The 23,036-nt window shown below is 33.7% G+C and carries 21 protein-coding genes; 17 read left to right on the forward strand and 4 right to left on the reverse strand.

Going from position 1 to position 23,036, the window contains the following annotated elements; translation table 11 throughout:
* Positions 1–79 precede the first annotated feature (79 nt).
* From CIGNP109_RS02920 to gltS, 6 genes are all read left to right on the forward strand, one after another.
* The gene (locus tag CIGNP109_RS02920) at positions 80–658 is read left to right on the forward strand and encodes a class II aldolase and adducin N-terminal domain-containing protein (RefSeq protein WP_086226298.1); all 579 of its coding nucleotides are present in this window, start codon (positions 80–82) and stop codon (positions 656–658) included.
* A 106-nt stretch (positions 659–764) separates the two neighbouring features.
* Positions 765–2,237 (forward strand): peptidylprolyl isomerase, encoded by a 1,473-nt coding sequence (locus CIGNP109_RS02925; RefSeq protein WP_086228142.1) that lies wholly within the window; start codon positions 765–767, stop codon positions 2,235–2,237.
* Positions 2,238–2,239: 2 nt separating this feature from the next.
* Entirely contained in the window at positions 2,240–3,676 is a 1,437-nt protein-coding gene (ftsA, locus tag CIGNP109_RS02930) for a cell division protein FtsA (protein ID WP_086224827.1), read from the forward strand.
* Positions 3,677–3,689: 13 nt separating this feature from the next.
* Complete coding sequence (gene ftsZ, locus CIGNP109_RS02935; protein WP_086224826.1) at positions 3,690–4,877, forward strand: cell division protein FtsZ; 1,188 nt, start codon at positions 3,690–3,692, stop codon at positions 4,875–4,877.
* Between the two features lie 119 nt (positions 4,878–4,996).
* Positions 4,997–5,647 (forward strand): hypothetical protein, encoded by a 651-nt coding sequence (locus CIGNP109_RS02940; protein ID WP_086228143.1) that lies wholly within the window; start codon positions 4,997–4,999, stop codon positions 5,645–5,647.
* A gap of 141 nt (positions 5,648–5,788) precedes the next feature.
* Entirely contained in the window at positions 5,789–6,991 is a 1,203-nt protein-coding gene (gltS, locus tag CIGNP109_RS02945) for a sodium/glutamate symporter (RefSeq protein ID WP_086226293.1), read from the forward strand.
* Here the strand turns inward: gltS and CIGNP109_RS02950 are convergent.
* The gene (locus CIGNP109_RS02950) at positions 6,984–8,891 is read right to left on the reverse strand and encodes a bifunctional C40 family peptidase/M15 family metallopeptidase (protein WP_086228144.1); all 1,908 of its coding nucleotides are present in this window, start codon (positions 8,889–8,891) and stop codon (positions 6,984–6,986) included. The two genes, gltS and CIGNP109_RS02950, sit on opposite strands and share 8 nt — an antisense overlap.
* A 52-nt stretch (positions 8,892–8,943) precedes the next feature.
* Here CIGNP109_RS02950 and CIGNP109_RS02955 point away from each other — a divergent pair, with 52 nt between their 5' ends.
* Positions 8,944–10,257 carry an ATP-dependent DNA helicase gene (locus CIGNP109_RS02955; protein WP_086228145.1) on the forward strand — a complete coding sequence of 438 codons (1,314 nt, stop codon included), beginning with the start codon at positions 8,944–8,946 and terminating at the stop codon, positions 10,255–10,257.
* On the forward strand, positions 10,254–10,712 hold the full coding sequence (locus CIGNP109_RS02960) for a hypothetical protein (RefSeq protein ID WP_086228146.1): 459 nt from the start codon (positions 10,254–10,256) through the stop codon (positions 10,710–10,712). The genes CIGNP109_RS02955 and CIGNP109_RS02960 overlap by 4 nt, the downstream gene beginning before the upstream one ends.
* 9 nt (positions 10,713–10,721) lie before the next feature.
* On the opposite strand, the gene lolA is transcribed toward CIGNP109_RS02960, so the two are convergent.
* Positions 10,722–11,237 carry a LolA-like outer membrane lipoprotein chaperone gene (gene lolA / locus CIGNP109_RS02965; protein WP_086228147.1) on the reverse strand — a complete coding sequence of 172 codons (516 nt, stop codon included), beginning with the start codon at positions 11,235–11,237 and terminating at the stop codon, positions 10,722–10,724.
* A gap of 119 nt (positions 11,238–11,356) precedes the next feature.
* On the opposite strand from lolA, the gene secA reads away from it, so the two are divergent.
* The 6 genes from secA to CIGNP109_RS02995 are packed head-to-tail and all read left to right on the forward strand — an operon-like array spanning position 11,357 to position 18,554.
* The gene (gene secA / locus CIGNP109_RS02970; protein WP_086228148.1) at positions 11,357–13,912 is read left to right on the forward strand and encodes a preprotein translocase subunit SecA; all 2,556 of its coding nucleotides are present in this window, start codon (positions 11,357–11,359) and stop codon (positions 13,910–13,912) included.
* Positions 13,912–15,102 carry an ABC transporter permease gene (locus tag CIGNP109_RS02975; RefSeq protein ID WP_086228149.1) on the forward strand — a complete coding sequence of 397 codons (1,191 nt, stop codon included), beginning with the start codon at positions 13,912–13,914 and terminating at the stop codon, positions 15,100–15,102. The genes secA and CIGNP109_RS02975 overlap by 1 nt, the downstream gene beginning before the upstream one ends.
* Positions 15,103–15,160: 58 nt before the next feature.
* On the forward strand, positions 15,161–16,057 hold the full coding sequence (locus tag CIGNP109_RS02980; RefSeq protein ID WP_086228150.1) for a branched-chain amino acid ABC transporter permease: 897 nt from the start codon (positions 15,161–15,163) through the stop codon (positions 16,055–16,057).
* Complete coding sequence (locus tag CIGNP109_RS02985; protein ID WP_086226284.1) at positions 16,058–17,101, forward strand: branched-chain amino acid ABC transporter permease; 1,044 nt, start codon at positions 16,058–16,060, stop codon at positions 17,099–17,101. It begins immediately after the preceding gene.
* Positions 17,098–17,862: an ABC transporter ATP-binding protein gene (locus CIGNP109_RS02990; protein ID WP_086228151.1), complete on the forward strand. Its 765-nt coding sequence runs from the start codon at positions 17,098–17,100 to the stop codon at positions 17,860–17,862. Before CIGNP109_RS02985 ends, CIGNP109_RS02990 begins: the two co-directional genes overlap by 4 nt.
* Complete coding sequence (locus CIGNP109_RS02995; RefSeq protein WP_086226282.1) at positions 17,859–18,554, forward strand: ABC transporter ATP-binding protein; 696 nt, start codon at positions 17,859–17,861, stop codon at positions 18,552–18,554. The genes CIGNP109_RS02990 and CIGNP109_RS02995 overlap by 4 nt, the downstream gene beginning before the upstream one ends.
* 67 nt (positions 18,555–18,621) lie before the next feature.
* On the opposite strand, the gene CIGNP109_RS03000 is transcribed toward CIGNP109_RS02995, so the two are convergent.
* Entirely contained in the window at positions 18,622–18,849 is a 228-nt protein-coding gene (locus CIGNP109_RS03000; protein ID WP_086226281.1) for a hypothetical protein, read from the reverse strand.
* Positions 18,850–18,960: 111 nt separating this feature from the next.
* Entirely contained in the window at positions 18,961–20,226 is a 1,266-nt protein-coding gene (locus CIGNP109_RS03005; RefSeq protein WP_086228152.1) for an apolipoprotein N-acyltransferase, read from the reverse strand.
* On the opposite strand from CIGNP109_RS03005, the gene yajC reads away from it, so the two are divergent.
* From yajC to secF, 3 genes are read left to right on the forward strand one after another with little or no spacing between them, the layout of a single operon-like run.
* Positions 20,199–20,489, forward strand: a complete 291-nt coding sequence (gene yajC / locus CIGNP109_RS03010) for a preprotein translocase subunit YajC (RefSeq protein WP_086224811.1) — start codon at positions 20,199–20,201, stop codon at positions 20,487–20,489. The genes CIGNP109_RS03005 and yajC overlap by 28 nt on opposite strands.
* Entirely contained in the window at positions 20,476–22,059 is a 1,584-nt protein-coding gene (gene secD, locus CIGNP109_RS03015; protein WP_086226276.1) for a protein translocase subunit SecD, read from the forward strand. The genes yajC and secD overlap by 14 nt, the downstream gene beginning before the upstream one ends.
* A 1-nt stretch (position 22,060) precedes the next feature.
* Positions 22,061–23,035: a protein translocase subunit SecF gene (gene secF, locus CIGNP109_RS03020; protein ID WP_086228153.1), complete on the forward strand. Its 975-nt coding sequence runs from the start codon at positions 22,061–22,063 to the stop codon at positions 23,033–23,035.
* Position 23,036: the final 1 nt, after the last annotated feature.

The following is a 23,036-nucleotide window of genomic DNA, read 5'->3' on the forward strand; positions in this document are numbered from 1 at the left end:
ATTTTATCATAAATTTAATGAATAGAGCCTTATAATTTGGTATAATGTTGTAATTTTTGTGCAAATTTTAGGAAGAGTTATGAATATAGAGTATTCAATCAGCGAGATTAAAAAAATCTCAGCATCGATGTTTAAAAAGAATTTTCTAGGTATTTTTCACGGCTCAATATCGGCAAGAATTGAGCATAATCAATTTGTTATTAATAAAAAAGATGCGATTTTTGATGGACTAAATGATAATGATTTGACACTTTTATATTCTAAAAAAGATTATAGATGGAATGATGCAAGCATAGATGCTGATATCCATCTAAATATCTACAAAAATATAGCTGAGGCAAAATACGTCTGCTATTCAATGCCACCATTTATTACTGCTTATAGCATAAATCATTCATTTTTGGAGCCAAAAGATTATTTTGGCTATATGAAATTTGGTAATATTTTTATTTATGATCCAAAAAGATTTGATGATTGGTATGAAAGAGCGCCATCAGAAATTTATCGCTATATGATAGAAAAGCGTACAAATATCGTAGTTATCAAAGGTTATGGAGTTTATCTTTATGAAAGAACTGCACATGATTTGGCTAAATCAATAGCGCTTTTAGAAAATAGCTGCAAACTATTAAATTTTTCAAATGGATTTGCAAGTTGATTTTTGGGTAAATTAACTTTAAGAAAAATTTGATTTTAATGTTGATTTTAAGGTAATTTAAAAGCAATTTTTGCTAAAATAAAATCTTTAGAAAAAAGGTGATTTGATGATAACTTGGATGCAAAAACACAAGAAATATTTAGTTGTTACGATTTGGGTTAGCACTATAGCTTTTGTTGGTGCTGGATTTGTAGGTTGGGGTGCCTATGATATGAATACCAATCGTGCCAAATCAGTAGCTAAAGTCGGAAATAGAAATATTTCAATTGGCGAATTTCAACAAAAATATGGTACTATGTATGAGTATTATATCAATGCTTCTAATGGCAAATTTAGCAAAGAACAAGCCGAACAAATGGGGCTTGATAAGATTGTATTGCAACGATTAATCCAAGATAATATTATGTTAAGTTATGCTGATGAGCTAGGGTTAAGCATCTCTGAGGAAGAGATAATTTTAGCTTTAATGAGTGATGCTAGTTTTTTGACTGATGGCAAATTTGATAAAACAAAATACGAAAATGCATTAAAACAGGCTAGAATTTCACCAAAAGATTATGAACAAAATTTAGCTAATAGTCTGTTACTTAAGAAGCTTTTTAGTGCTATTAGAGTTGATGTTAGCGATAAAGATTTAGATATGTTAGCAGCTAGCTACTTTATGCAAGATAAGGTATCTGCACAGATTATTGCCCTAGATAGAAATAGTATAAAAGTAGATGAAAATGAGCTAAAATCAATCTGGGAAAAAAATAAAGATAAATATCTAACCCAGACAAAATACAATCTCAAAGGCAAATTCATCCCAAAAGTTATAAGTGATGAGAATTTAACCTTATTACAAGAGTATTATGAAGAAAATAGAGCTCAGTATAGAGATGGATTTGATAAAATTTTAAGCTTTGAAGTGGCAAAAGAGCGTGTAAAAGATGATTACGATATGAGACAAACAAGAAAATTAGCCTTAAGCGAATATCTAAAAGCCAAAAAAGGTGAAGTGGAGCTTGAATTTGATCTAATTGCCTTAGATGATGATTATGAATTTGAAGCACAAGAGTTGAAAAATACTCAAATCGGCGAATATATAAAACCAGTTAAATATAGAATGAACTATCAAGACGGATATCTGATATCAAGATTGGATTCTAAAGATTTGCCAAAGCCTATGGACTATGAAGAGGCTAGATATCTTATCGTAGATGAGTATATAGATAATAAGCTAAAAGATAGCCTAGAGATTAAGGCCAAAAGAGCTTTAGATAATTTTAGCGGTAAAGATATTGGATTTGTATCTAGGGATTCTATGCCGCAGATTGATGGATTAAATGAAAATGAAGTGAGTGAGTTTATAAATTCAATCTTTGCAAGAAATGTAAAAGATGGCTATATAATTGTAGGCAATAAAGCTATAATATATAAGATCACAGATCAAAAATTAGCAAATGCTAATGATATATCGCAATATGAAAATTTATTAAGCAATAGTGCTTATAATATTAAAAATGAACAGCTAATAGATGATTTACTCTCATCACTTCAGCATAGATATAAGATAGAACAATATTACAAAGGTCAGTAGTCGTGGGAACTAAAATTTTAGGTATTGATATCGGTTCTACGCAGATTTGCGCTGTGATGGTAGAACACGAGCCAAGGTCATTAGAAAATACTATAAAAGTTATCGGTATGGGAACTATCAAATCCCAAGGACTAAAAAAGGGCTCAATCACAAATATCGAATTAGCTTCAAATTCTATAAAATCAGTCGTAAGCAGCGTAGTACGGACAGCTGGAATTAAATTTGATAAAGTTATAGTCTCAATATCTGGTAAAGATGCAAAAAATATTAATTGTAAAGATGTGGTAAATATTCCTGAAAAAGAAGTAACAATCAAGCAGATTGAGCGTGCTATTAGTTCAGCTGAATATAAGGTAAAAATTCCACACGATTATGAAATTTTACATACTTTACCATATAATTTTAAAGTAGATGAACAAGACAATATAGAAGATCCTCTTGGTATGAATGGTACTAGGCTAGAGGTGCAAGCTCATATCATTGCTGTGCAAAAATCTGCTATTATGAATTTACGAAAAGCGATAGAAAAAGCTGGATTAAAAGCTGATAATATTGTATTATCCGGATATGCTTCGGCAATTTCTACATTAAATGAAGATGAAAAAGCTTTAGGTACAGTATTAATTGATCTAGGTGGTTCTAGCTGTAATATGGTGATTCACTCAGGAAATTCAATTAGATATAATGATTTTTTATCAGTTGGAAGTTTAAACATAACCACTGATATATCTACAGTACTTCACACTCCACCAGCAGTAGCTGAAGAAGTAAAAATAAAATATGGCACATTAAAGCCTAGAAGTAACGAGCTAATAGTATTGCCTGATTTAGGAGATGAGAACTCTAGTCACGAAGTAGATATTAGTGTAATAATAAATGTTATATATATGCGTGTTGAAGAGGCTTTAATGATACTTGCTAAGATGCTTAGCGAGAGTGGATATAAAGAGTATGCTTCAGCCGGTATTGTGCTAACTGGTGGTATGGCTAAGATAGAAGGGCTTAGAGAGTTAGCTACTGCAATATTTGATAATATGCCTGTTAGAATTGCTAGACCAAGAGAGTTTAGCGGTTCTATTGATGTCTTTCAAGACCCAGCAAATTCATGCGCAATTGGACTTTGTCTATATGGTGCTGGATATTTTACTCCATATGAAATAGACTCTGAGCGAAAGCTACGCCACAAAGATGAGATAGTATTAAGACCAAATCCATTTGTGGCAACTAAAGAATTTGATGAGCATATCCCGCAGACTATTCCAAGTAATAATTCAGCTAATTTTGATGATGTTATGCCTAAAGTTCAGCCTAAGCAAAAAATGGAACTAGATCTTAAAATTGATGATAATGGCGACAAAGATGTCCTAAAAGAGAATATTGCCCTAGAAAAGGTCAATTCTGTCTCTAAATTTATGAACTATTTAAAAAATTTATTTTAAAAAGGGGCTTGTGATGAGTGGTTTTACAGTAGAAGAGAAACAAAATGTTTATGGTGCAAAGATTAAGGTTGTAGGTGTCGGCGGCGGCGGCGGTAATATGATTAATCATATCATTAGAGAAGGTATACATAACGAAGATGGTATGAAAACTGTGGATTTAATTGTAGCCAACACAGATGCGCAAGCACTTGATAGTTCAGCAGCCCCAAATAAAATTCAACTAGGTGAGAAAAAAACTAGAGGCTTAGGTGCTGGTATGCAACCAACTGTAGGCAAAGAGGCTGCAATGGAGAGTTATGAAGATATTAAAACAACATTAGAAAATTCTGATATTGTTTTTATTGCTTCAGGTTTTGGTGGCGGTACCGGTACTGGCGCAGCTCCTATTGTAGCTCAAGCTGCTAAAGAGATTGGTGCGCTAACTATTGCTGTAGTAACTACCCCATTTAAATTTGAAGGTAGCAAGAGAATGCGCTTAGCAGTTGAGGGTATAAACGAGCTTAAAAAAGAGTGCGATAGCGTAGTAGTTGTACCAAATGAGAAATTAAGTAATATAGTAGATAGAAAAGCTGGAATTAAAGATAGCTTTAAAATTGTAGATAGTATTTTAGCGCGTGCAGTAAATGGTATGAGTTCAATCGTTCTTAGTCATGGTGAGAGTGATATTAATCTTGACTTTGCTGATGTAAAAACTGCTATGAGTCATAGAGGTCTATCACTTATGGGGGTAGGAGAAGCTCAAGGTGATGGCGCAGCTCAAGAAGCCTTAAAATCAGCTATGCAATCTCCATTATTAGATGATATGGATATAAAAGGTGCGATGGGTGCTATTGTACATTTTACCATTCATCCAGATTGTCCAATGAGCGATATGACTGAGGCGATGGAGATTATTGAAGCAGCTGCTGATCCTGATGCAGATATATTCTGGGGTACAAAATGTGATATAAATATGCCAGTTGATAAAGTTTTAGTAACTTTAGTAGCTACTGGTTTTTCAGATAGCAATGTAGCTAAACTTCAACCATCTACCGCTACTGCTAATGCAACTACAGTAGCAGCTACTAAAGAGAGTACTCCAGTAAAAGCTGAAGAGCCAAAAGAGAGTATATTTAGTTATCGTAGAGTTTCAGGTTTGGATTTAAATATTAGTAGCGATGATTTAGATATTCCAACAATTAGTCGTCACCAATTAGATTAATAAATTTAGCCCCTTTATTGGTGGTCAAGCTTAAATTTGGCCACCAACTCTTAAATCTATCTTTTATTTAAGCTAAACTGAATATAATTATAAATCTAATTTAAATTTAAGGTGGTAACATGGAAATTACACTCAATTTTTACTCCACTAATTATATTTACCAAACTAGCATAGCTATAGTAACCACTCCATTTAAATTTAAAAATAGTGAACAAATTCAACTTGTTACTAAAAATATTAATGAGCTTAAAAAAATGTGCGATGGCGTTGTAGTTATCTCAAATGAGAAATTAAGTGATATCACAGATAGTAAAGCTGACCCAAAAGATAACATTGAATCATTTGATACTATTTTAGCGAGTGCAGTCAATGGTATAAGCTCTATATTTCTTAGTCATAGTGAGTACGATATCAATATTGATTTTGTTGATATTATAACCATTATGAGTAGTGTAGAATGTTTCTTGACGGGTATTGGTGAGGCTCAAGGCGAGAAGGCAGCTCAAGAAGCCTTAAAATCAGCTATGCAATCTCCGCTTTTAGGTGGTATAGATATAAAAGGCACAATGGGCGCTATAGTTAATTTTACTATACATCCTGATTGTCCGATGAGCGATATAGCCGAAGCTATGGAAATTATAGAAGCAGTTGCTGATCCTAATGCTGATATATTTTTGGGGACAAAATGCGATGCAACTATGCCGATTGATAAGGTTTTGGTAACCTTAATGGTTGCTGACTTTTTTGATAATGTATTTAAACTCCAATAAAAAGAGCTCTAGCTAAGGCATGGGAATAGATATTAGTAGTGAGAATTTGGGTATTGGCTATTATCAAAAATTCTCATAAATGCTTTATTGTTTAAATAAATTAAATATAATAGGTATTAATATTAAATTTTAAGGATTTAAATGGAAATTACACTCAATTTTTACTCCACTCTTTGTGCGATGGTTTTTGTTTTGTTATTAGGTACTTTCATCATCAAACATGTTAAATTCCTAAGAGTTTATAATATTCCTGAGCCAGTTGTGGGTGGGATTATTGTGGCTATTTTGTTATTTATAGCTAATAAATATATTGGGATTAGCTTTAATTTTGATGGTTCGCTTAAAGATCCATTAATGCTTGCCTTTTATGCTACTATCGGTCTTAGTGCGGATTTCGCCTCTTTTAAAAAGGGTGGAAAGGTAATTATCGGATTTTTATTTATTGTAACTGGGTTATTAATTTTACAAAATTTAGCCGGTATCGGTGTGGCTTTGGCAATGGGTGAAAATCCTATTATAGGGATGCTATCAGGATCTATCACAATGAGTGGTGGGCATGGTACGGGTGCAGCATGGGCGGCTGAGTTTATCAAAGAGCCTTATAACTACGCTCCAGCTATGGAAGTAGCGATGGCGGCGGCTACATTTGGTTTGATAGCAGGCGGAATCATAGGTGGGCCTGTGGCTAGATATTTGGTTGTGAAAAATAATCTAAGCGGACATCACTTAGAAGAAAAAGTCGATCCAACTCTTTTTGAAAAGCCTGAAAAACGAAGATTGATAACATCCTCTTCATTTGTGGAGTCTTTGGCGTTGATTGCTATATGTTTGCTAGTGGGGACTGAGCTTAAAAAAATTGTTACATTTGTAACTATGCCTACATTTGTTTGGTGTTTACTTACTGGTGCTGTGCTTAGAAATATCCTATCAGCAACCAAAATTCACACAGTATTTGATCGTGAAATTTCTGTGATTGGCAATGTGAGTTTATCTCTATTTTTGGCATTTGCTTTGATGACTATCAATATCGCTCAACTTATCTCACTAGCACTTCCAATGCTAACAATTCTTATAGTTCAAATTATCCTTATGATCTTATATGCCATATTTATCACTTTTAGATTTTGTGGTAAGAATTATGATGCGGCCGTGCTATCGGCTGGGCATTGCGGATTTGGTCTTGGTGCTACGCCTACGGCACTTGTAAATATGCAAACGGTAACAAAACATTATGGCCCAAGCCACATGGCTTTTATCGTTATTCCATTGGTTGGGGCGTTTTTCATAGATATTATAAATGCCTTTATAATTTCAGCAATGATGGGATTGCCTATATTTAATTAACCCCTAAGGCGGCAAATTCGGGGCGATACTCAAAATGCATTGTATCAAAATGCTCCCATCTGCCGCCCCATATAAATCCATTTTTTTCAAATACCTCTACTATTTTATATGGAATTTTGTTTTGGTAACCATCTTTATTCCATAACCAGTAGTGGCTATTTGCTACATTTATATCTATAGCGATTCCCCAGCTATGCGGTGATAGTCTGTTGGTTTGTGCTATATTTCTATATTTAAATGTTCCGCCAATATTTTGAAGATAGATAATCAAATTTGGCTCATTTTTTACCAATGTATCAAGCTCATCGCTGACTTTTTGTAGTGCTTTGGCTGCACCATTGATGGAGTTGAATTTGATCTTTTGGTTTAGGCTATTTTTTAGCCAGATTACTTCGCTTAGATTAGCCTCTACTGCTTCTTTGCTATCGCCATAAATTGCGTTAAAAAACTGCTCATTTCTTATCCGTCCAGCGTCTATTAACTTAGAGTTTAAAGGCTTTAAAAGTGGGTAGTTTAGAGCAAACATATCTTTTATACTTGGGCTATTTAAAATATCGCTACCACCTATCTCATATGGCATATATGAGTTGTTGGCAAATATTATATTATTGTTTTGAAATTTGATATTGTAACTATTTTGTAGGGCTAGTTTGGGATTTGGGGTTAAGATATTCATAGACTCTACAAGGCTTAATAAAAGCGCTTTTATATCACTTCTATCCTTGCCAATCTCGATATCAGTTATAGCTGTGCGACCTATGATTGCTCTAGAGTTGTTTTTGGTTTTTAAACCCCATGAAGCGTGAGTAACGCTGATTTTGCCATCTACTACGCCAGTATATAGCATAATATGACCACGCATATACAAAAGCGTAGCATAAGGCACGCCAAATTCAACTATTTTAGCCTTTTTGTCTTCATCTGATAACTCTTTTAAATCTATTATTTGAGCGATTTGGGATTGGGGTTTGGAGTTTCGTGGTAGCCAAATTCCAAAACTAGCAAAATAATCTTTGGTAAAAGCAGAGCAATCTCTAAGCTCATCGAGTCCGCCCCAGCCGTAATTCATCCCTATCATCTCATTTAATATTAGTTTAGCGTTTTTTGAGTTTAGTTCTAAATTTATAGTGACGATATCTTGGCTGATTTTATAGCCTTGAGGGGTGATGAAGTTGCCATTTTCAATCTTTGTATATGGGACTAGGCCGCCGATTCTTGAGTAAAATAGAAATTTATTAGATTGATCTTTTATAGCAATTCTATCTTTAATAAATATGCCAAATTTGGATTTTCTAAACTCATTAGCCTCTTTTTTGTTTAGAATCTTGATATCATTACTGGCTACAAAGCCGGTAAATGAGTCGCTTTGGATAAAGACCCACGCACCATCAAGGCTAAAATGCGATACCAAAACTGGATGAAAGGCTTCTAAATTTGAATCTTGTAAGTAATCAAATGGATATCCCTCGCCTGGCCTACTATCTAAAAATAGTCTCTCTTTGGTAGGAAAACTCCTAACGGCGGTATCTCTAAGGATTATTGCAGGTTTTAAAACTCTTTTATAAGCTGCGAAATTCGCATTTTGTCTGTGTCTATCAAACCACTCTTGATCACGCAAAATATGGCTCTCTCCATAATATTTTTGCTTATCATAAGTGTAGGTATTAAACGCCCACATAGCCTCATTTATATCCACATCAAATCCGCTATCCCAAACGCTAAAATATCTATTGATTAGTTCATTATTATTTGATTTGAGGTTTAGAGCGGTATCGGGTAAGATATTTGCACTTTGATTAAAATCCAAATCAAGCCTTAAATTTAACTCATTTAGTGTATAGCTCTGTTTAGTGCAGCCTAAAAATATAAAAATTATTAGAAATAGTAGTGAATTTTTCATCTTTATCCTTAATATTTTTTGGGTATAATTCTAACAAAAATAGGATAATGATTTGTTGAATTGTATTATAGAGCTTCTTGGGGATAATAATCTATTTTTAACTGGTGGTGGCGGAGTAGGCAAGAGCTATACCACCAAAGAAATTATGCGAATTTATAAAGATGATGGTAAGAATATTGTAGCACTTGGTAGCACTGGGATTAGTGCTGTTGGGATCGGTGGGGTGACTATACATAGCTTTTTTAAATTTGGGCTTTGTGCTAATCATATGGAGCTAAAAGCTCTTGATCTTAAGCAAAAATCAAAGCTAAAAGAGTTATTTGATATTATCAAAAATATAGATCTTTTGATAATTGATGAGATATCTATGGTAAGTGCTGAATTGATGGAGATGATATCCTTGCGTCTGATACAGGGTGAATTTAAAGGGCGGCTTATGGTTGTAGGGGATTTTTATCAGCTCCCACCTGTTAAACGCCAAAAAGATGATATGACATTAATAAAATTTAACTATGCATTTGACTCGACAGCTTGGTATAATTTTAAATTTAAAAATATTGAATTGGTAATATCTAAGCGTACATCAGATACTCAGTTTTATTCTATGCTTTCATGCATTAGACTAGGAAATATTGATGCTGAAATTTACAAAAAACTAAGCTCAAAAATTACAAATGAGATTGCCAAAGATAGCGTAATTTTATATGGTAGAAATGCTGAAGCTGATGCATTAAATGCTAAAAAATTAGCCCAGATTCCAAATCAGCTTGAAACTATAAGTGCAAGCGGTAGAGTTTATGATGATACACTGCAAAACGATGCTTATACTAAATGGATAAATAATCTAAATGTCTTAAGTGAGCTTAAGATAAAAATTGGTGCTAGAGTTATGTTTTTATGTAATAAATGGGGCGAGTATTACAATGGCGAACAAGGCATTATCAAAAATATTAATAAAGATGATAATGGCGTGGTAGTTAGCATAAGTGTACTAAAAGATAGCGGAAATATAGCCGATGTAGAGCCATTTACATATTCACTTTTTGAGTATGAAAAAGATGATGAAGGCGGTATAAAAGAGAAATTGCGGGCTGAATTTACTCAGTTTCCACTAAAATTAGCCTACGCTATTACAATCCATAAATCACAAGGTATGAGTATAAGGCGTTTGGTATGTGATTTAAATAATATTTTTGCTAATGGACAGCTTTATGTAGCACTATCACGAGCAATTAGCTGGGATGATTTAAGTATAATTTATACACGCAAAAGAGATTTTTACTCATATCTAAAAAGTGTAGTAAATATAGATAAATGCGTAGCTAGGTTTTATGAAAAAGAGAATTTTATAAAGGAAGGAATATGAAAAAAATTTTTATGTTTTGGCTAATTTTATGTGGAATTAGCTTTGGCGATGTGGTGAGTATAGAGGGATTTGAGAGTGATTTATACTCCAAATATGATGTAAATAATCTTAAAAAAATATCAATGGATTTAGAGATTATAACTAGAGATGATAATGTGGCAAGAGCGCCTATTTATGATGCTTTAAATATTGTTGTAGGTAGCTTTTATGCTGAAGATATTATGACCTCAAAGGGCAAAGAGAGCTTTAAATCTACTCTAACAAAATATATAGATAAAAAGCACTCTATAACAATCGATGATATATATATCATTAGGCTCAAATTTGTCGATGAAACTAATATTCAAAAGATTCTTGATGCTATAAGAGATATGCACAACAAGGGTGATTCAACTCAGCCTAATTTGCCAAATTTACCAAAGATTGAAAATCAACTCTTAGATGGTAGATTTTAATAAAAAATTTTAATTGCTAATAATATCGTAATTGCTTGGAATTTGTGGCGTTAAAATATCCTTGCTTATTATTTTATCTTTGCTTATTTGGGTAAATTCAATTATAGCTTTATTGCCTAGTTTATCCTCATAAGCAATGAGTTTTGGTAGTGAGTTTTGCGTTATAATATCATAGACTACATCTTCATAAACTGCTTGAAAATTATCATCGCTAAGCTTTTTGGCGTTTTTTAGTATTTTAGTGATATCTGGAGAACTTTTTAGGTTAGTAATTATGGCTTGTTCTAATTCTGGTTCTATGATAATAACTTGATTATTGCTAAAATATATTAGTTTTTGCATTGGTGTATTATATTGCCAAAATGCACCAAAATCACTATCAATAGCTAACGACCCAGTATATATTATCTTTTGGTCTTGACTGGTGATAGTTTGAGTAAATTCGCCAATTAAACTTTTAAATGTTAACTCATTAGCTCCAAAAAGATTTAAAGATAGGATAAAAACAAGTATAAATTTTCTCATATTTTGCCTTAAATTTGAGTATTTTAAATAGATGATTTTAGCTAAATTTAGCAAATAAAAGCTTAAATTTAAGGGATTTTTAGATAAAATAGCGACTTATTTTAACTACAGGATATAATATGCTTTCATTCATAGCTAGAAAAATATTTGGAACTAAAAATGATAAAGAGATTAAAAAATATTATAAAAGAGTAGCCAAAATTAATGCCTTAGAATCAAAATATGAAGCCTTAAGTGATGATGAATTAAGGGGCGAATTTATTACTTTGCAAAGCTCTTTAATAGATGGCAAGGTTACTAAAGATAGCATATTAAATGATGTTTTTGCTATTGTTAGAGAGGTGTCAAAAAGAACGCTAAATATGAGACATTTCGATGTCCAATTAATAGGCGGTATGGTTTTAAATGAAGGCAAGATTGCAGAGATGAAAACTGGTGAGGGCAAAACCTTAGTAGCGACTTTGCCAGTGGTGTTAAATGCTATGGATAAAAAAGGGGTTCATGTAGTTACAGTAAATGACTATTTAGCCAAAAGAGATGCTACTCAAATGAGTGCTATATATAATTTTTTAGGCCTTAGTGTTGGTATTATAGTAGGTGGCGAGTATGATGATACAAAGCGTAAAGCCTCATATGATGCTGATATAACTTATGGGACAAATAATGAATTTGGCTTTGATTATCTGCGTGATAATATGAAATTTGAACTATCTAGCAAGGTGCAAAGAGAGCATAATTTTGTAATTGTAGATGAGGTTGATAGTATCTTAATAGATGAGGCTAGAACTCCATTGATTATCTCAGGGCCTACTAATCGCACATTAGATGGATATATTAAGGCTGATGAGGTAGCAAGAGCTATGAAAAGAGGAGAGCCAGCAGCCACACCACAAGATAAGCCAACTGGGGATTTTATAGTAGATGAAAAGAGTAGAACTATAATAATAACTGAGGCTGGAATCGCTAAAGCTGAACAGCTATTTGGTGTAGAAAATTTATATAATTTAGAAAATGCAATCTTAAGCCACCATCTAGACCAAGCTCTTAAAGCTCATAATCTATTTGAAAAAGATGTACACTATGTAGTTCGTGATGAAGGCGTGGTAATTGTAGATGAATTTACTGGTAGACTTAGCGAAGGTAGAAGATTTAGTGAAGGCCTTCATCAAGCCTTAGAAGCTAAAGAGGGTGTAAAAATCCAAGAAGAGAGCCAGACTTTAGCTGATATTACTTTTCAAAATTACTTTAGGATGTATGGAACAATTGCTGGAATGACTGGTACAGCACAGACTGAAGCAGCTGAATTTGCTCAAATTTATAACTTAGATGTAATCTCTATCCCAACTAATCTACCAATTAAAAGAGTTGATAAAGATGATTTAATATATAAGAGTGAAAATGAGAAATTTAAAGCTGTAATAGAAGAGATAAAAATAGCAAATGCTAAAGGTCAGCCAGTGCTAGTAGGTACTGCAAGTATCGAAAAGAGTGAAGTATTTCACAAAATGCTAGTTAAAGAGCGTATAGCTCACTCAGTTTTAAATGCTAAAAATCATGAAAAAGAGGCGCAAATCATTGCCGAAGCTGGAGCCAAAGGTGCTGTAACTATTGCAACTAATATGGCTGGTCGTGGCGTGGATATCAGAATCGATGATGAGGTTAGAGCGCTTGGTGGGTTATATATCATAGGCACAGAAAGGCACGAGAGTCGCCGTATAGATAATCAATTAAGAGGTCGTGCTGGGCGTCAGGGCGATCCTGGTATTAGTAGATTCTATCTAAGCTTAGAAGATAATCTCCTTAGGATATTTGGTAGTGATAAGATAAAAGCTATTATGGAAAGACTAGGTATAGAAGAGGGTGAGAGTATAGAGAGTAGGCTAGTTACTCGTGCTGTAGAGAATGCTCAAAAGAAAGTAGAGAGCTTGCATTTTGAGAGTAGAAAGCATGTCTTAGAGTATGATGATGTAGCAAATGAACAGAGAAAAACTATATATAAATATAGAGATGAGCTACTAGATCCAAATAGCGATCTTAAAGATAAGATTGCTTCTAATCGCCAAGATTTAGTCTTGATGATGCTTGAAGATGCTAATATCATTGCTGGTGGATTGAGCGAGGATTTTGATATAGATAGATTGTGTTTGATAATTAAAGAAAATAGCTTGATTGATATAGATCCTAGTGAGTTAAAAGGGCTGGATTATCAAGAGATAAAAGATATTATAGTAGAGAAATTAGCTAAAGATTATGAAGATAAGATGTCAAATATAGATAGTGAGCAAAGAAAAGGGATTGAAAAATTGCTATATCTTCAAATTTTAGATGCTGCTTGGAGAGAGCATCTATATCAAATGGATATCTTAAAAACTGGCATTGGATTAAGAGGCTATAACCAAAAAGATCCCCTAACAGAGTATAAAAAAGAGAGCTATAATCTCTTTATGGAGCTTGTGAGTAAGCTTAAAACAGAGAGTGCAAGAGCCTTACAGGTGGTTAAATTTAAAATAGAAGAGCCATCGCAAGAGCCAAAATCTAAAGATATAGAAACGCCAAAAGAGAGCCTAAAAACCGGTAAAAAACCATCTCGCAACTCGCCTTGCCCTTGCGGTAGTGGATTAAAATATAAAGAGTGTTGTGGTAAGAGTGGGCCAAAAATCGGAGTCTTTGCCTAGTGGTTAAGTATCTGCTATTTAAATATCTACGATTTGATAAGTCTCAGCCATTTATCACACTATCGGCGATTTTAGCTTTTTTGGGGGTTAGTGTTGGGCTTATGGTGCTTATAATTGCTATGGCTATAATGAATGGTTTTGATAAAGAATTTGAGCGTAAGCTATTTACTATGAACTATCCAATCACGATTATAAGCTATATGAAAGGCTCTATCGATGATAGCGATGTAATCAGGCTTAAAGAGCAGTTTAAAGAGCTTAAATTTAGCCCATATATCTCTACACAAGCTATTGTAAAATATGGCAACAAGCTAGAGGGTGGATTGCTGTTTGGTGTGAATTTTGATGATGAAAAGCAGATAAACTCTGTAATTAATGAAGCCTTAAAAGATACCACGCCAAAGGGCTTTGAGATAGTTTTAGGCAAGGGGATTGCTGATGATTTTGCCCTTTCGCTTAATGAGAAGGTTACTATGTTATTTATGCAGCTTAGTGCTGGCGGGTTAGTATCTATGCCAACGATGAAAAGATTTAATTATGTAGCTAATTTTAGCTCCGGATTAATCGCATATGATAAGGCTTATTCTTATACAGATGTTAATGCTTTGGCTAAAATTTTAGGCTATGAAAGTGGTAGATATGATGGAATTCATATCTACTCAGATGATCCAAAGAGTGATATTGTCAAATTAAATCAAAATCTATCCCCAGGTCAAAGAGCCATCGGATGGTGGGAACAAAATGGTAATTTTTTTAGTGCTTTGGAGTTGGAAAAAAGGGCGCTTTTTATTGTTTTAATGCTTATTATTTTGGTAGCTAGTTTAAATATTATTAGCTCACTTTTGATGACTGTGATGAATCGTCGTCAAGAGATTGCTCTTTTGCTTGCACTTGGTGCTAGTAAAAGCGAGATTAAAAAAAGCTTTTTTGTTCAAGGTGTTGTAATTGGAGGAAGCGGGATAATTTTTGGTCTTATTTTGGGGCTTTTTGGAGTATGGTTGCTAGGTAGCTTTGATATAGTAAATTTACCTGCTGATGTTTATGGAAGCTCAAAATTACCAATGGAGTTAGCTTTAAGTGATTTAGCAATGATTTTGATTGGTGCGATAGTAATTGTTTTGCTATCATCATATTATCCAGCCAAAAAAGCTAGTAATGTAGATATTTTAACTACCTTAAGAAATGAATAAATTTACTTAGAGTTTAGTAGTTTTTGGCACAATATTAGGTTTATGTAGAAGGAAATTTATGGATATTACTCTATTTTTACAGCAGATGGTAAATGGTTTTAGTCTTGGATCCATGTATGCTTTGATAGCTATTGGCTATACTATGGTTTATGGTGTTTTAAGGCTTATCAACTTTGCTCATGGCGATATTATGATGGTTGGGGCATATGTGGCTTTGTTTTGTATGACTAGTATGACACTTCCTTTTGGATTTGCTTTACTTTTTGCAGTTGTTGTATCGGCACTTCTTGGTGTTTGTACTGATAAGATTGCTTATAAACCACTTCGCTCAGCTCCTAGAATTTCACTATTAATTACAGCTATTGGTATTAGTTTTTTACTTGAAAATGTGTTTCAAGTAGTGTTTGGTGGCACACCTAGATCATTTAATGTACCTGAGTTTTTTGAACAAGTAGTAAGTATTGGTGCGATTACATTGCCAGTTAGTGCTATTTTTGTACCAGTAATTACAATATTTTTATTAATAATAGTGTTGTATGTGCTTTATAAAACAAAATATGGCATAGCAATTAGAGCGCTTGCTTTTGATATTAGTACAGTTAATTTAATGGGAATTGATGCAAATTTAATCATATCTATTGTTTTTGGACTTGGTTCATCTCTTGCTGCCATTGGCGGTGTATTTTGGGCTATTAATTATCCTAGTATCGATCCATTAATGGGCGTATTAATTGGGCTTAAGGCTTTTGCCGCTGCGGTGCTTGGCGGTATTGGTAGCGTTGGCGGAGCTGTGCTTGGCGGATTTATTATTGGATTTACAGAGGTTGTTGCTGTGGCACTATTTCCAGATCTTGCAGGGTTTAAAGATGCTTTTGCATTTATCTTTTTGATTTTGGTTTTACTATTTAAACCAACTGGAATTTTGGGATATAATTTTGAAAAGAGTAGGTTTTAGATGGCAAGTAGATTTAAATTTTGGTTAGCTGTTATTTTAGCAATTGGGTTTTTATTTTTCTGTGATGCGTATCTAGGCGAGTATAGTTTAGGAATTGTAAATAATATTGCTATATTTATTACTCTTGCTATTAGCTATAATCTTATAAATGGAGTTACTGGACAATTTAGTCTTGAGCCAAATGGGTTTGTGGCTGTTGGGGCTTATGTAGCTGCTATTTTGCTTCTTAATGCTGATTCTAAGCTATATCAATTTGATGCAGCTGAGCCATCAAATATTATCTTAGCTATTTATACTAGTAATTTTATTTTAGCAATGTTTATCAGTGGTGTTTGTGCTACACTTTTAGCTTTACTGCTTGCTATGCCTGTATTTAGAGTTAGGGGTGATTATTTAGCTATTGTTACTTTGGGGTTTGGTTTTATAATTCAACTTTTAGCTGTAAATTTTCCTGCCTTTACAAATGGTTCAATTGGCTTAAATGAGGTTATGAGAGTAGATAGTAATGGAGATTTAAGCCGTTTTACAAATATTTTTTATAGTGGTGGACTGGCTATTTTTGCTACTGTTGTAATTTTAAATTTAGTATATTCTAAATTTGGCCGAGCTATGAAGGCCGTAAGAGATGATGAAGACGCAGCTATTGCGATGGGGATTAATACCTTTGCTACTAAGACTACAGCGTTTTGTGTAAGTGCATTTTTTGAAGGTATGGGTGGAGCTTTACTAGTTGGATTATTAGGTAGTGTTAGTCCTGATCAATTTACATTTATGTTTACATTCTTACTGCTTATTATCATAGTGCTTGGCGGACTTGGTAGTACTACTGGAGCTATTATTGGTACAGTGTTAGTAATTGGTGGTAGTGAGTGGCTAAGATTTTTAGATGAGCCTATGAATATCTTTGGCTATCAAACTGAGGCTTACCCAGGGCTTAGAATGGTTGTATTCTCATTAGTATTAATCTTTGTAATGCTATTTGCTAGAAAGGGTATTATGGGGCAGATGGAGCTAGGGGATCTATTTAGAGGTAGACGCAAATGATATTAGAACTAAGTAAAATTTGTAAAAATTTTGGTGGCGTAGAGGCTATCAAAGAGACTAGCTTTGGTGTAAAAATTGGAGAGATTTTTGGGCTTATTGGGCCTAATGGGGCTGGAAAAACTACTATGTTTAATATAATTACTGGAGCCTATGAGCCAAGCAGTGGTGAGATCAAATTTGATGGCAAAAGATTAAATGGAATTAAGCCAAATAAAATTGTAAATTTAGGTATTGCTAGAACATTTCAAAATATTCGTCTTTTTGGTTCTCTTACTGTCTTAGAAAATGTATTAATCGGCTTAAATAGCTCAACAAAATATAGTTTTTTAGAAGCTTGTTTGCATCTTGGTAGATTTGCTAAATCTGAAAGAATAGCCAAAGAGCGCGCTATGGCAATTTTAGAGCGTTTAGGTATTGCTAGATATGCTAATGAATTTGCGAAAAACTTAAGTTACGGAACGCAGCGCAAAGTAGAGATAGCAAGAGCGTTAGCAACTAATCCAAAACTACTTTTACTAGATGAACCAGCAGCTGGTATGAATCCTAGCGAGACTGATGAGTTGGCAAATTTGATATTTGATCTTAGGGCTACTGATGGGTTATCTATTTTATTAATTGAGCATGATATGAAATTTGTAAATCATCTTTGCGATAGGGTTTTAGTGCTTGATTATGGTAGGGTGATTTTTACTGGCTCGCCAGCTGATGCGGTAAAACACGAAGATGTTATAAGTGCTTATTTAGGGGATTTTATACAATGATAGATGTTGGAAATTTGCATGTATATTATGGAATGATTGAGGCTGTAAAGGGGATTAGCTTTTCTGTGCAAACTGGCCAAATAGTAAGCCTTATAGGCTCAAATGGTGCCGGAAAGAGTAGCACCTTAAATGCACTTATAAACTCAGTTAAAAGAAGTGGCCAGATAAATTTCTTAGGATATGATACTAGTAGGCATAAAACCCATACACTTGTAAGGCAAGGAATTGCTTTGGTGCCTGAAGGTAGAAGAGTATTTATAAACTTAACCGTAGAAGAAAACCTTAAAATGGGTGCTTTTAATAATGATGAAAACTATGAGCATTTAAAAGAGACTATGTATGATCTATTTCCAAGGCTTAAGCAAAAGCGTGATCAGCTTGCTGGAACTCTAAGCGGTGGAGAGGCTCAAATGTTAGCTATATCTAGAGCTTTAATGAGTGAGCCAAAGCTTTTAATGCTTGATGAGCCTAGCCTTGGCCTTGCTCCTAAGATTGTAGGCGAGGTTTTTGATATTATTGAGAGGCTTAAAGAAGAGGGTATTACTATATTATTGGTTGAGCAAAATGCATTTTTAGCGCTTAAAACCAGTGATTATACCTATGTATTAGAAAATGGCCATATCGTTATGGAAGGTGTATCAAAAGATATGATAGGCAACGATGAAATTCGCAAAAGATATCTTGGTGCATAATTGTAAATTTAGATAGATTTAGAGTAAATTTAAGTATAAATTAGGGCGAATTTCTTCGCCCATTTTATTAAAATTTGTAGTTATACCCTACATATACACCATAGTTGAGTATGTTATCATAATCTTCTATACCAGTTGTCTGGTAGTCACCTTTTATACCAAATTCAATCTCATTATTTTCAACAACTTCATAGATACCACCAAGTTTTACTTGACTTTGTAATAATACACTTTCAACCACTACAAATAGATCTTTAATCACTGCAACACTGCTCATTAAATCTATATCAACCAAAACTTTTTGCCAAATTTAATTATGTTTGCTATATAAAAAATTTAAATTATTAAAATTTAATAATAAAATAAAAATTATAAAATAGTAATTAAAAGTTACTTATAGTAACATTTATGGAGTAATCATCTGGCTAGGGCTGCCATTTATACTATGATAGATTGTGGTTTTGTATTTATATGCTTTTAGTTTTAGTAGTTTGCTTTGTAAATTTGGCTGAGTAGATGGGCTAAACCACGCATTATTGCTAATAGCTATCATAAATTTAGGATTATCCTTAAATAGCTCATCTTTGGTAGCTTCATAGCAGATAGCATTTCGTATCTTGACTCCATCTATCTCATAATCACTTACGCTATTAGCATGACTATAATCTACGGCTGAATCAAAGAATATCTCATTTATTAAATTTTTAATAAAATTTGGAAGTGGTATCTCTTCACCAAATGGCACTAATATTAGCTTGTCAAGTCTTTTTATTTCCCCTTTATCAAAAAGATAGGTTGAATTATATATCTTATTATTATTAGCTCCTAGAGCTCCAGCTACGATGGCGATTTGATATGATTTTTGTTTTAAAACGCTAAGTAAAATTTCACTATGATCTAAAAATAGTGGAAATGAACTCTCAGGTAAAACTACAATTCTAGAGCCATCGCTTATAGCTTGATCAATCATATCAAGATTGCTTTTTACAATTTTATCTTTTATAGAGCGTTCCCAGATTTTATCTTGACTAATATTTGTGCTAATAAGTGAGATATCAAAAGGAAGGCTTTTAGACTCAGTTTTATAGTTGTAATTAATCGCTAAAGAGCAAATAAGCAATGAGATACCAATATATATATTAAATTTAATAGCTATAATTATAGATATAAGCACCAAAGCAAGAGTATAAATAGTAGGCTTAAAAAGCGTATCGACAAATATCAATTCAAAATTCAACCAATCAAAGCCAAAAGGTGCCACATAACTAGCAAATAGCAAGAAAATAGCCTTGATATAGATACTCTCTAGCCAACTAACAGCTAAAAATATAGAGCCATATATTAAGCAAATTCCCAAAATTTCAATAGGTATAAGATAGCCAAAATTATAATAAACCAAACTAAAACTAATCCAATAAAACCAAAATAATCCGATAAAAAACCCACTCCAAAACCAAATTTTTCTATCGCTTTTTAAAAGGATATATAAGCCTATAATCGCACTTAAAAGCCCTAAATTTGCTATGTATTTTAAATTTAGTAGATCCAAAAATATAAAAAGGGATAGCAAAATAGAGATCATAAAGCCTTTTATTATAAATTTTAATGTAAAATAGGCAACTAATTTTTTCTTAAAGGATTTACATGGCAGAAAATTCAATGCTAACTTCATTATTACCTCTTGTTGTATTGTTTGCAATATTCTATTTTTTGGTTATTAGACCACAGCAAAAGCAGCAGCGTGAGCATAAAAATATGCTAGCAAATCTCCAAAAAGGTGATAAAATCATCACAAATGGAGGCTTAGTATGCGAAGTGGTAAAACCAGAAGATGATTTTATCAAAGTTAAACTTAATGATGATGTAATTGTCCGCATTGATAGAAATTTTGTCGCCAAAAAATTGGACAAAATAGAGTCAAGTGATGAGAAGTAGGGTAACTTATAGGCTTATAGTTTTTATCCTTGCTTTGGTGTTTGGTATATTTTTTTCTATACCAAGCTTTACTGATAGTCAAAATGGTAAAAAGGTAAGCCTAGGGCTTGATTTACAAGGTGGTTTATATATGCTATTAAGCGTCCAAACAGACGCAGCCTTAATATCCAAAATCAAATCAATAGCTTCAGCTATCAAATACGATACTGATAAAAATGATATCTTAGTAGATAGATTAAAAGCCGATGAGAGCGGGATTAGTATAGCTCTTTTAGATAGTGATGATATCAAGAAATTAGATGGAATTTTATCTAAAATCAGTGGTATTGAAATTCAAAAAGATGAGCTAAATTACAGAGTTTTACTCACCCCGCAAGAGAAGATCGACACAGCCAAATACGCAGTAGATCAAGCAGTAGAGACTATCAGAAATCGCTTAGATCAGTTTGGCTTGGCTGAGCCTACGGTGATTAAGCAAGGTGAAGATAAAATTTTAGTTGAACTTCCTGGTATTAAAAATGCAGCCGATGAGCAAAGAGCTATGGATTTGATAGCTAAATCAGCGCATTTACAGCTCATGGCAGTAGATGAAAAACGCCAAGATATGGCTCAAACTATGAACGAAGACGAGGCCGCAGCTTATGGAGATTTGCTATTAAGCGATGCTAGAAATCCAAGATATAAGTATTTAGTTAATGAAATTCCTGTTTTAGATGGTAGTATGCTAGTAGATGCTAAGGTGGCATTTGATAATCAAACAAATATGCCAATTATAAATTTTACTCTAAATGCTCAAGGTGCTAAGATATTTGGGGATTTTACTGGGGCAAATGTAGGTAAAAGACTTGCTATAGTATTAGATAATAGAGTATATTCAGCTCCATCTATTAATGAGAGAATCGGCGGTGGAAGCGGTCAGATAAGCGGTGGATTTAGTGTAGAAGAGGCTAGAGATGTGGCTATAGCTTTAAGAAGCGGGGCATTGATAGCTCCTGTTAATTTAGAAGAGAAAAGAAGCATAGGCCCAAGTCTAGGTCAGCAAAGTATCGATCAAAGTATGGTGGCGCTATCTGTGGGTGCTATTTTGGTTTTGATATTTATGGTTATGGTGTATGGTCTAGCTGGAGTTTTGGCTAATATCGCTTTGGTTGTTAATATAGTGCTACTTATAGCGGTTATGGCTCTATTTGGTGCGACGCTTACACTTCCTGGTATGGCTGGTATTTTGCTTACTATTGGTATGGCCGTGGATGCCAATGTGATTATAAATGAGCGTATTAGAGAGCTTTTAAAAGAGGGTCACAATATCCACACTTGTATCCAAAAGGGTTATCAAAATGCTATGAGTGCTATCGTAGATTCGAATTTAACCACGCTTATAACTTCAGCTGCTTTGTATGCTTATGGCACTGGGCCTGTAAAGGGCTTTGCTGTAACTATGAGTATAGGTATTGTAGCCTCTATGCTTACGGCGATTTTAGGTACCCATGGGATGTTTGAGTTTTTAAGTCGCAAGATAGAAAAGGGTAGTAGCGTGCTGTGGTTTGGTTATAGGATTAAAAGGGGCTAAAATGCAGATATTTGATAAGGGTAAAATATATAATTTTATGAGCATTAGATGGGTGATGTTTGCTCTTAGTGGTGTGCTGTTTTTTGGCTCTGTTGCGCTTTTATTTACCAAGGGGTTAAATTATGGGATTGACTTTGCTGGTGGGACGCTAATTCAGGTTAAATATCATGATAAGGATGCACCAATAGATTTGATTAGGCAGAAATTTGCCACTAATGAAATTTTGAAAAATGCTAGTATCACAGAGTTTGGTTCAGCTAGCGAAATTACCATTAGATATACCACAACTAGTGATAGTTTGGGCAATAATCCTGGGGATTTTGTGGCTGATATGCTTAAAGGTAGTGGGGAATTTGAGATTCGCCGAGTTGATGTAGTAGGGCCAAAAATCGGTAGTGAATTAAGGCAAAAAGGTATAATGGCTATTGCGGTTTCGCTTATTTTGATACTTATTTATATCGGTATTAGGTTTGAGTGGAGATTTGCAATAGCAGCTATATTTAGTGAAATTCACGATGTAGTTATCGTGCTTGGGGCTATTAGTTTGCTTGGTATTGATGTGAATTTAGATACCTTAGCGGCGGTTTTAACTGTTTTAGGATACTCGCTAAACGATACTATTATTATATTTGATAGGATTAGAGAGAGGATTAGAGATAGTAAATTTATAGAGTTATTTGGGGTGATTAATGAGTCTGTATCGCTTACTCTTTCTAGGACTTTGATGACTTCTGTGACTACTCTTTTAGCGGTGATTACCCTATTTTTCTATGGTGGAGATATGATACATGGATTTTCTACTATTATGATAATTGGAATTTTAATCGGCACTCTAAGCTCGGTTTTTATAGCAGCACCTATGCTAAGTTGGTTTAGATTTAGTGTTGAGGGTTATAGAGCGTTGATTGTTGCTAAGGAGCTAAGAAAAAAAGAGAAAGAGAAAATTCGCGCTATGTATGAAAAAGGTAGATTATAAG

The organism is Campylobacter sp. P0109 (genome assembly GCF_002138755.1).
Lineage (GTDB): Bacteria > Campylobacterota > Campylobacteria > Campylobacterales > Campylobacteraceae > Campylobacter > Campylobacter devanensis.

Bases quoted from the DNA above. Each gene is read 5' to 3' on its own strand.
- CIGNP109_RS02920 (WP_086226298.1), top strand. From the start codon at position 80: ATGAATATAGAGTATTCAATCAGCGAGATTAAAAAAATCTCAGCATCG.
- CIGNP109_RS02925 (WP_086228142.1), top strand. From the start codon at position 765: ATGATAACTTGGATGCAAAAACACAAGAAATATTTAGTTGTTACGATT.
- ftsZ (WP_086224826.1), top strand. From the start codon at position 3,690: ATGAGTGGTTTTACAGTAGAAGAGAAACAAAATGTTTATGGTGCAAAG.
- CIGNP109_RS02940 (WP_086228143.1), top strand. From the start codon at position 4,997: ATGGAAATTACACTCAATTTTTACTCCACTAATTATATTTACCAAACT.
- gltS (WP_086226293.1), top strand. From the start codon at position 5,789: ATGGAAATTACACTCAATTTTTACTCCACTCTTTGTGCGATGGTTTTT.
- CIGNP109_RS02950 (WP_086228144.1), bottom strand. From the start codon at position 8,891: ATGAAAAATTCACTACTATTTCTAATAATTTTTATATTTTTAGGCTGC.
- CIGNP109_RS02960 (WP_086228146.1), top strand. From the start codon at position 10,254: ATGAAAAAAATTTTTATGTTTTGGCTAATTTTATGTGGAATTAGCTTT.
- lolA (WP_086228147.1), bottom strand. From the start codon at position 11,237: ATGAGAAAATTTATACTTGTTTTTATCCTATCTTTAAATCTTTTTGGA.
- secA (WP_086228148.1), top strand. From the start codon at position 11,357: ATGCTTTCATTCATAGCTAGAAAAATATTTGGAACTAAAAATGATAAA.
- CIGNP109_RS02980 (WP_086228150.1), top strand. From the start codon at position 15,161: ATGGATATTACTCTATTTTTACAGCAGATGGTAAATGGTTTTAGTCTT.
- CIGNP109_RS02985 (WP_086226284.1), top strand. From the start codon at position 16,058: ATGGCAAGTAGATTTAAATTTTGGTTAGCTGTTATTTTAGCAATTGGG.
- CIGNP109_RS02990 (WP_086228151.1), top strand. From the start codon at position 17,098: ATGATATTAGAACTAAGTAAAATTTGTAAAAATTTTGGTGGCGTAGAG.
- CIGNP109_RS02995 (WP_086226282.1), top strand. From the start codon at position 17,859: ATGATAGATGTTGGAAATTTGCATGTATATTATGGAATGATTGAGGCT.
- yajC (WP_086224811.1), top strand. From the start codon at position 20,199: ATGGCAGAAAATTCAATGCTAACTTCATTATTACCTCTTGTTGTATTG.
- CIGNP109_RS03005 (WP_086228152.1), bottom strand. From the start codon at position 20,226: ATGAAGTTAGCATTGAATTTTCTGCCATGTAAATCCTTTAAGAAAAAA.
- secF (WP_086228153.1), top strand. From the start codon at position 22,061: ATGCAGATATTTGATAAGGGTAAAATATATAATTTTATGAGCATTAGA.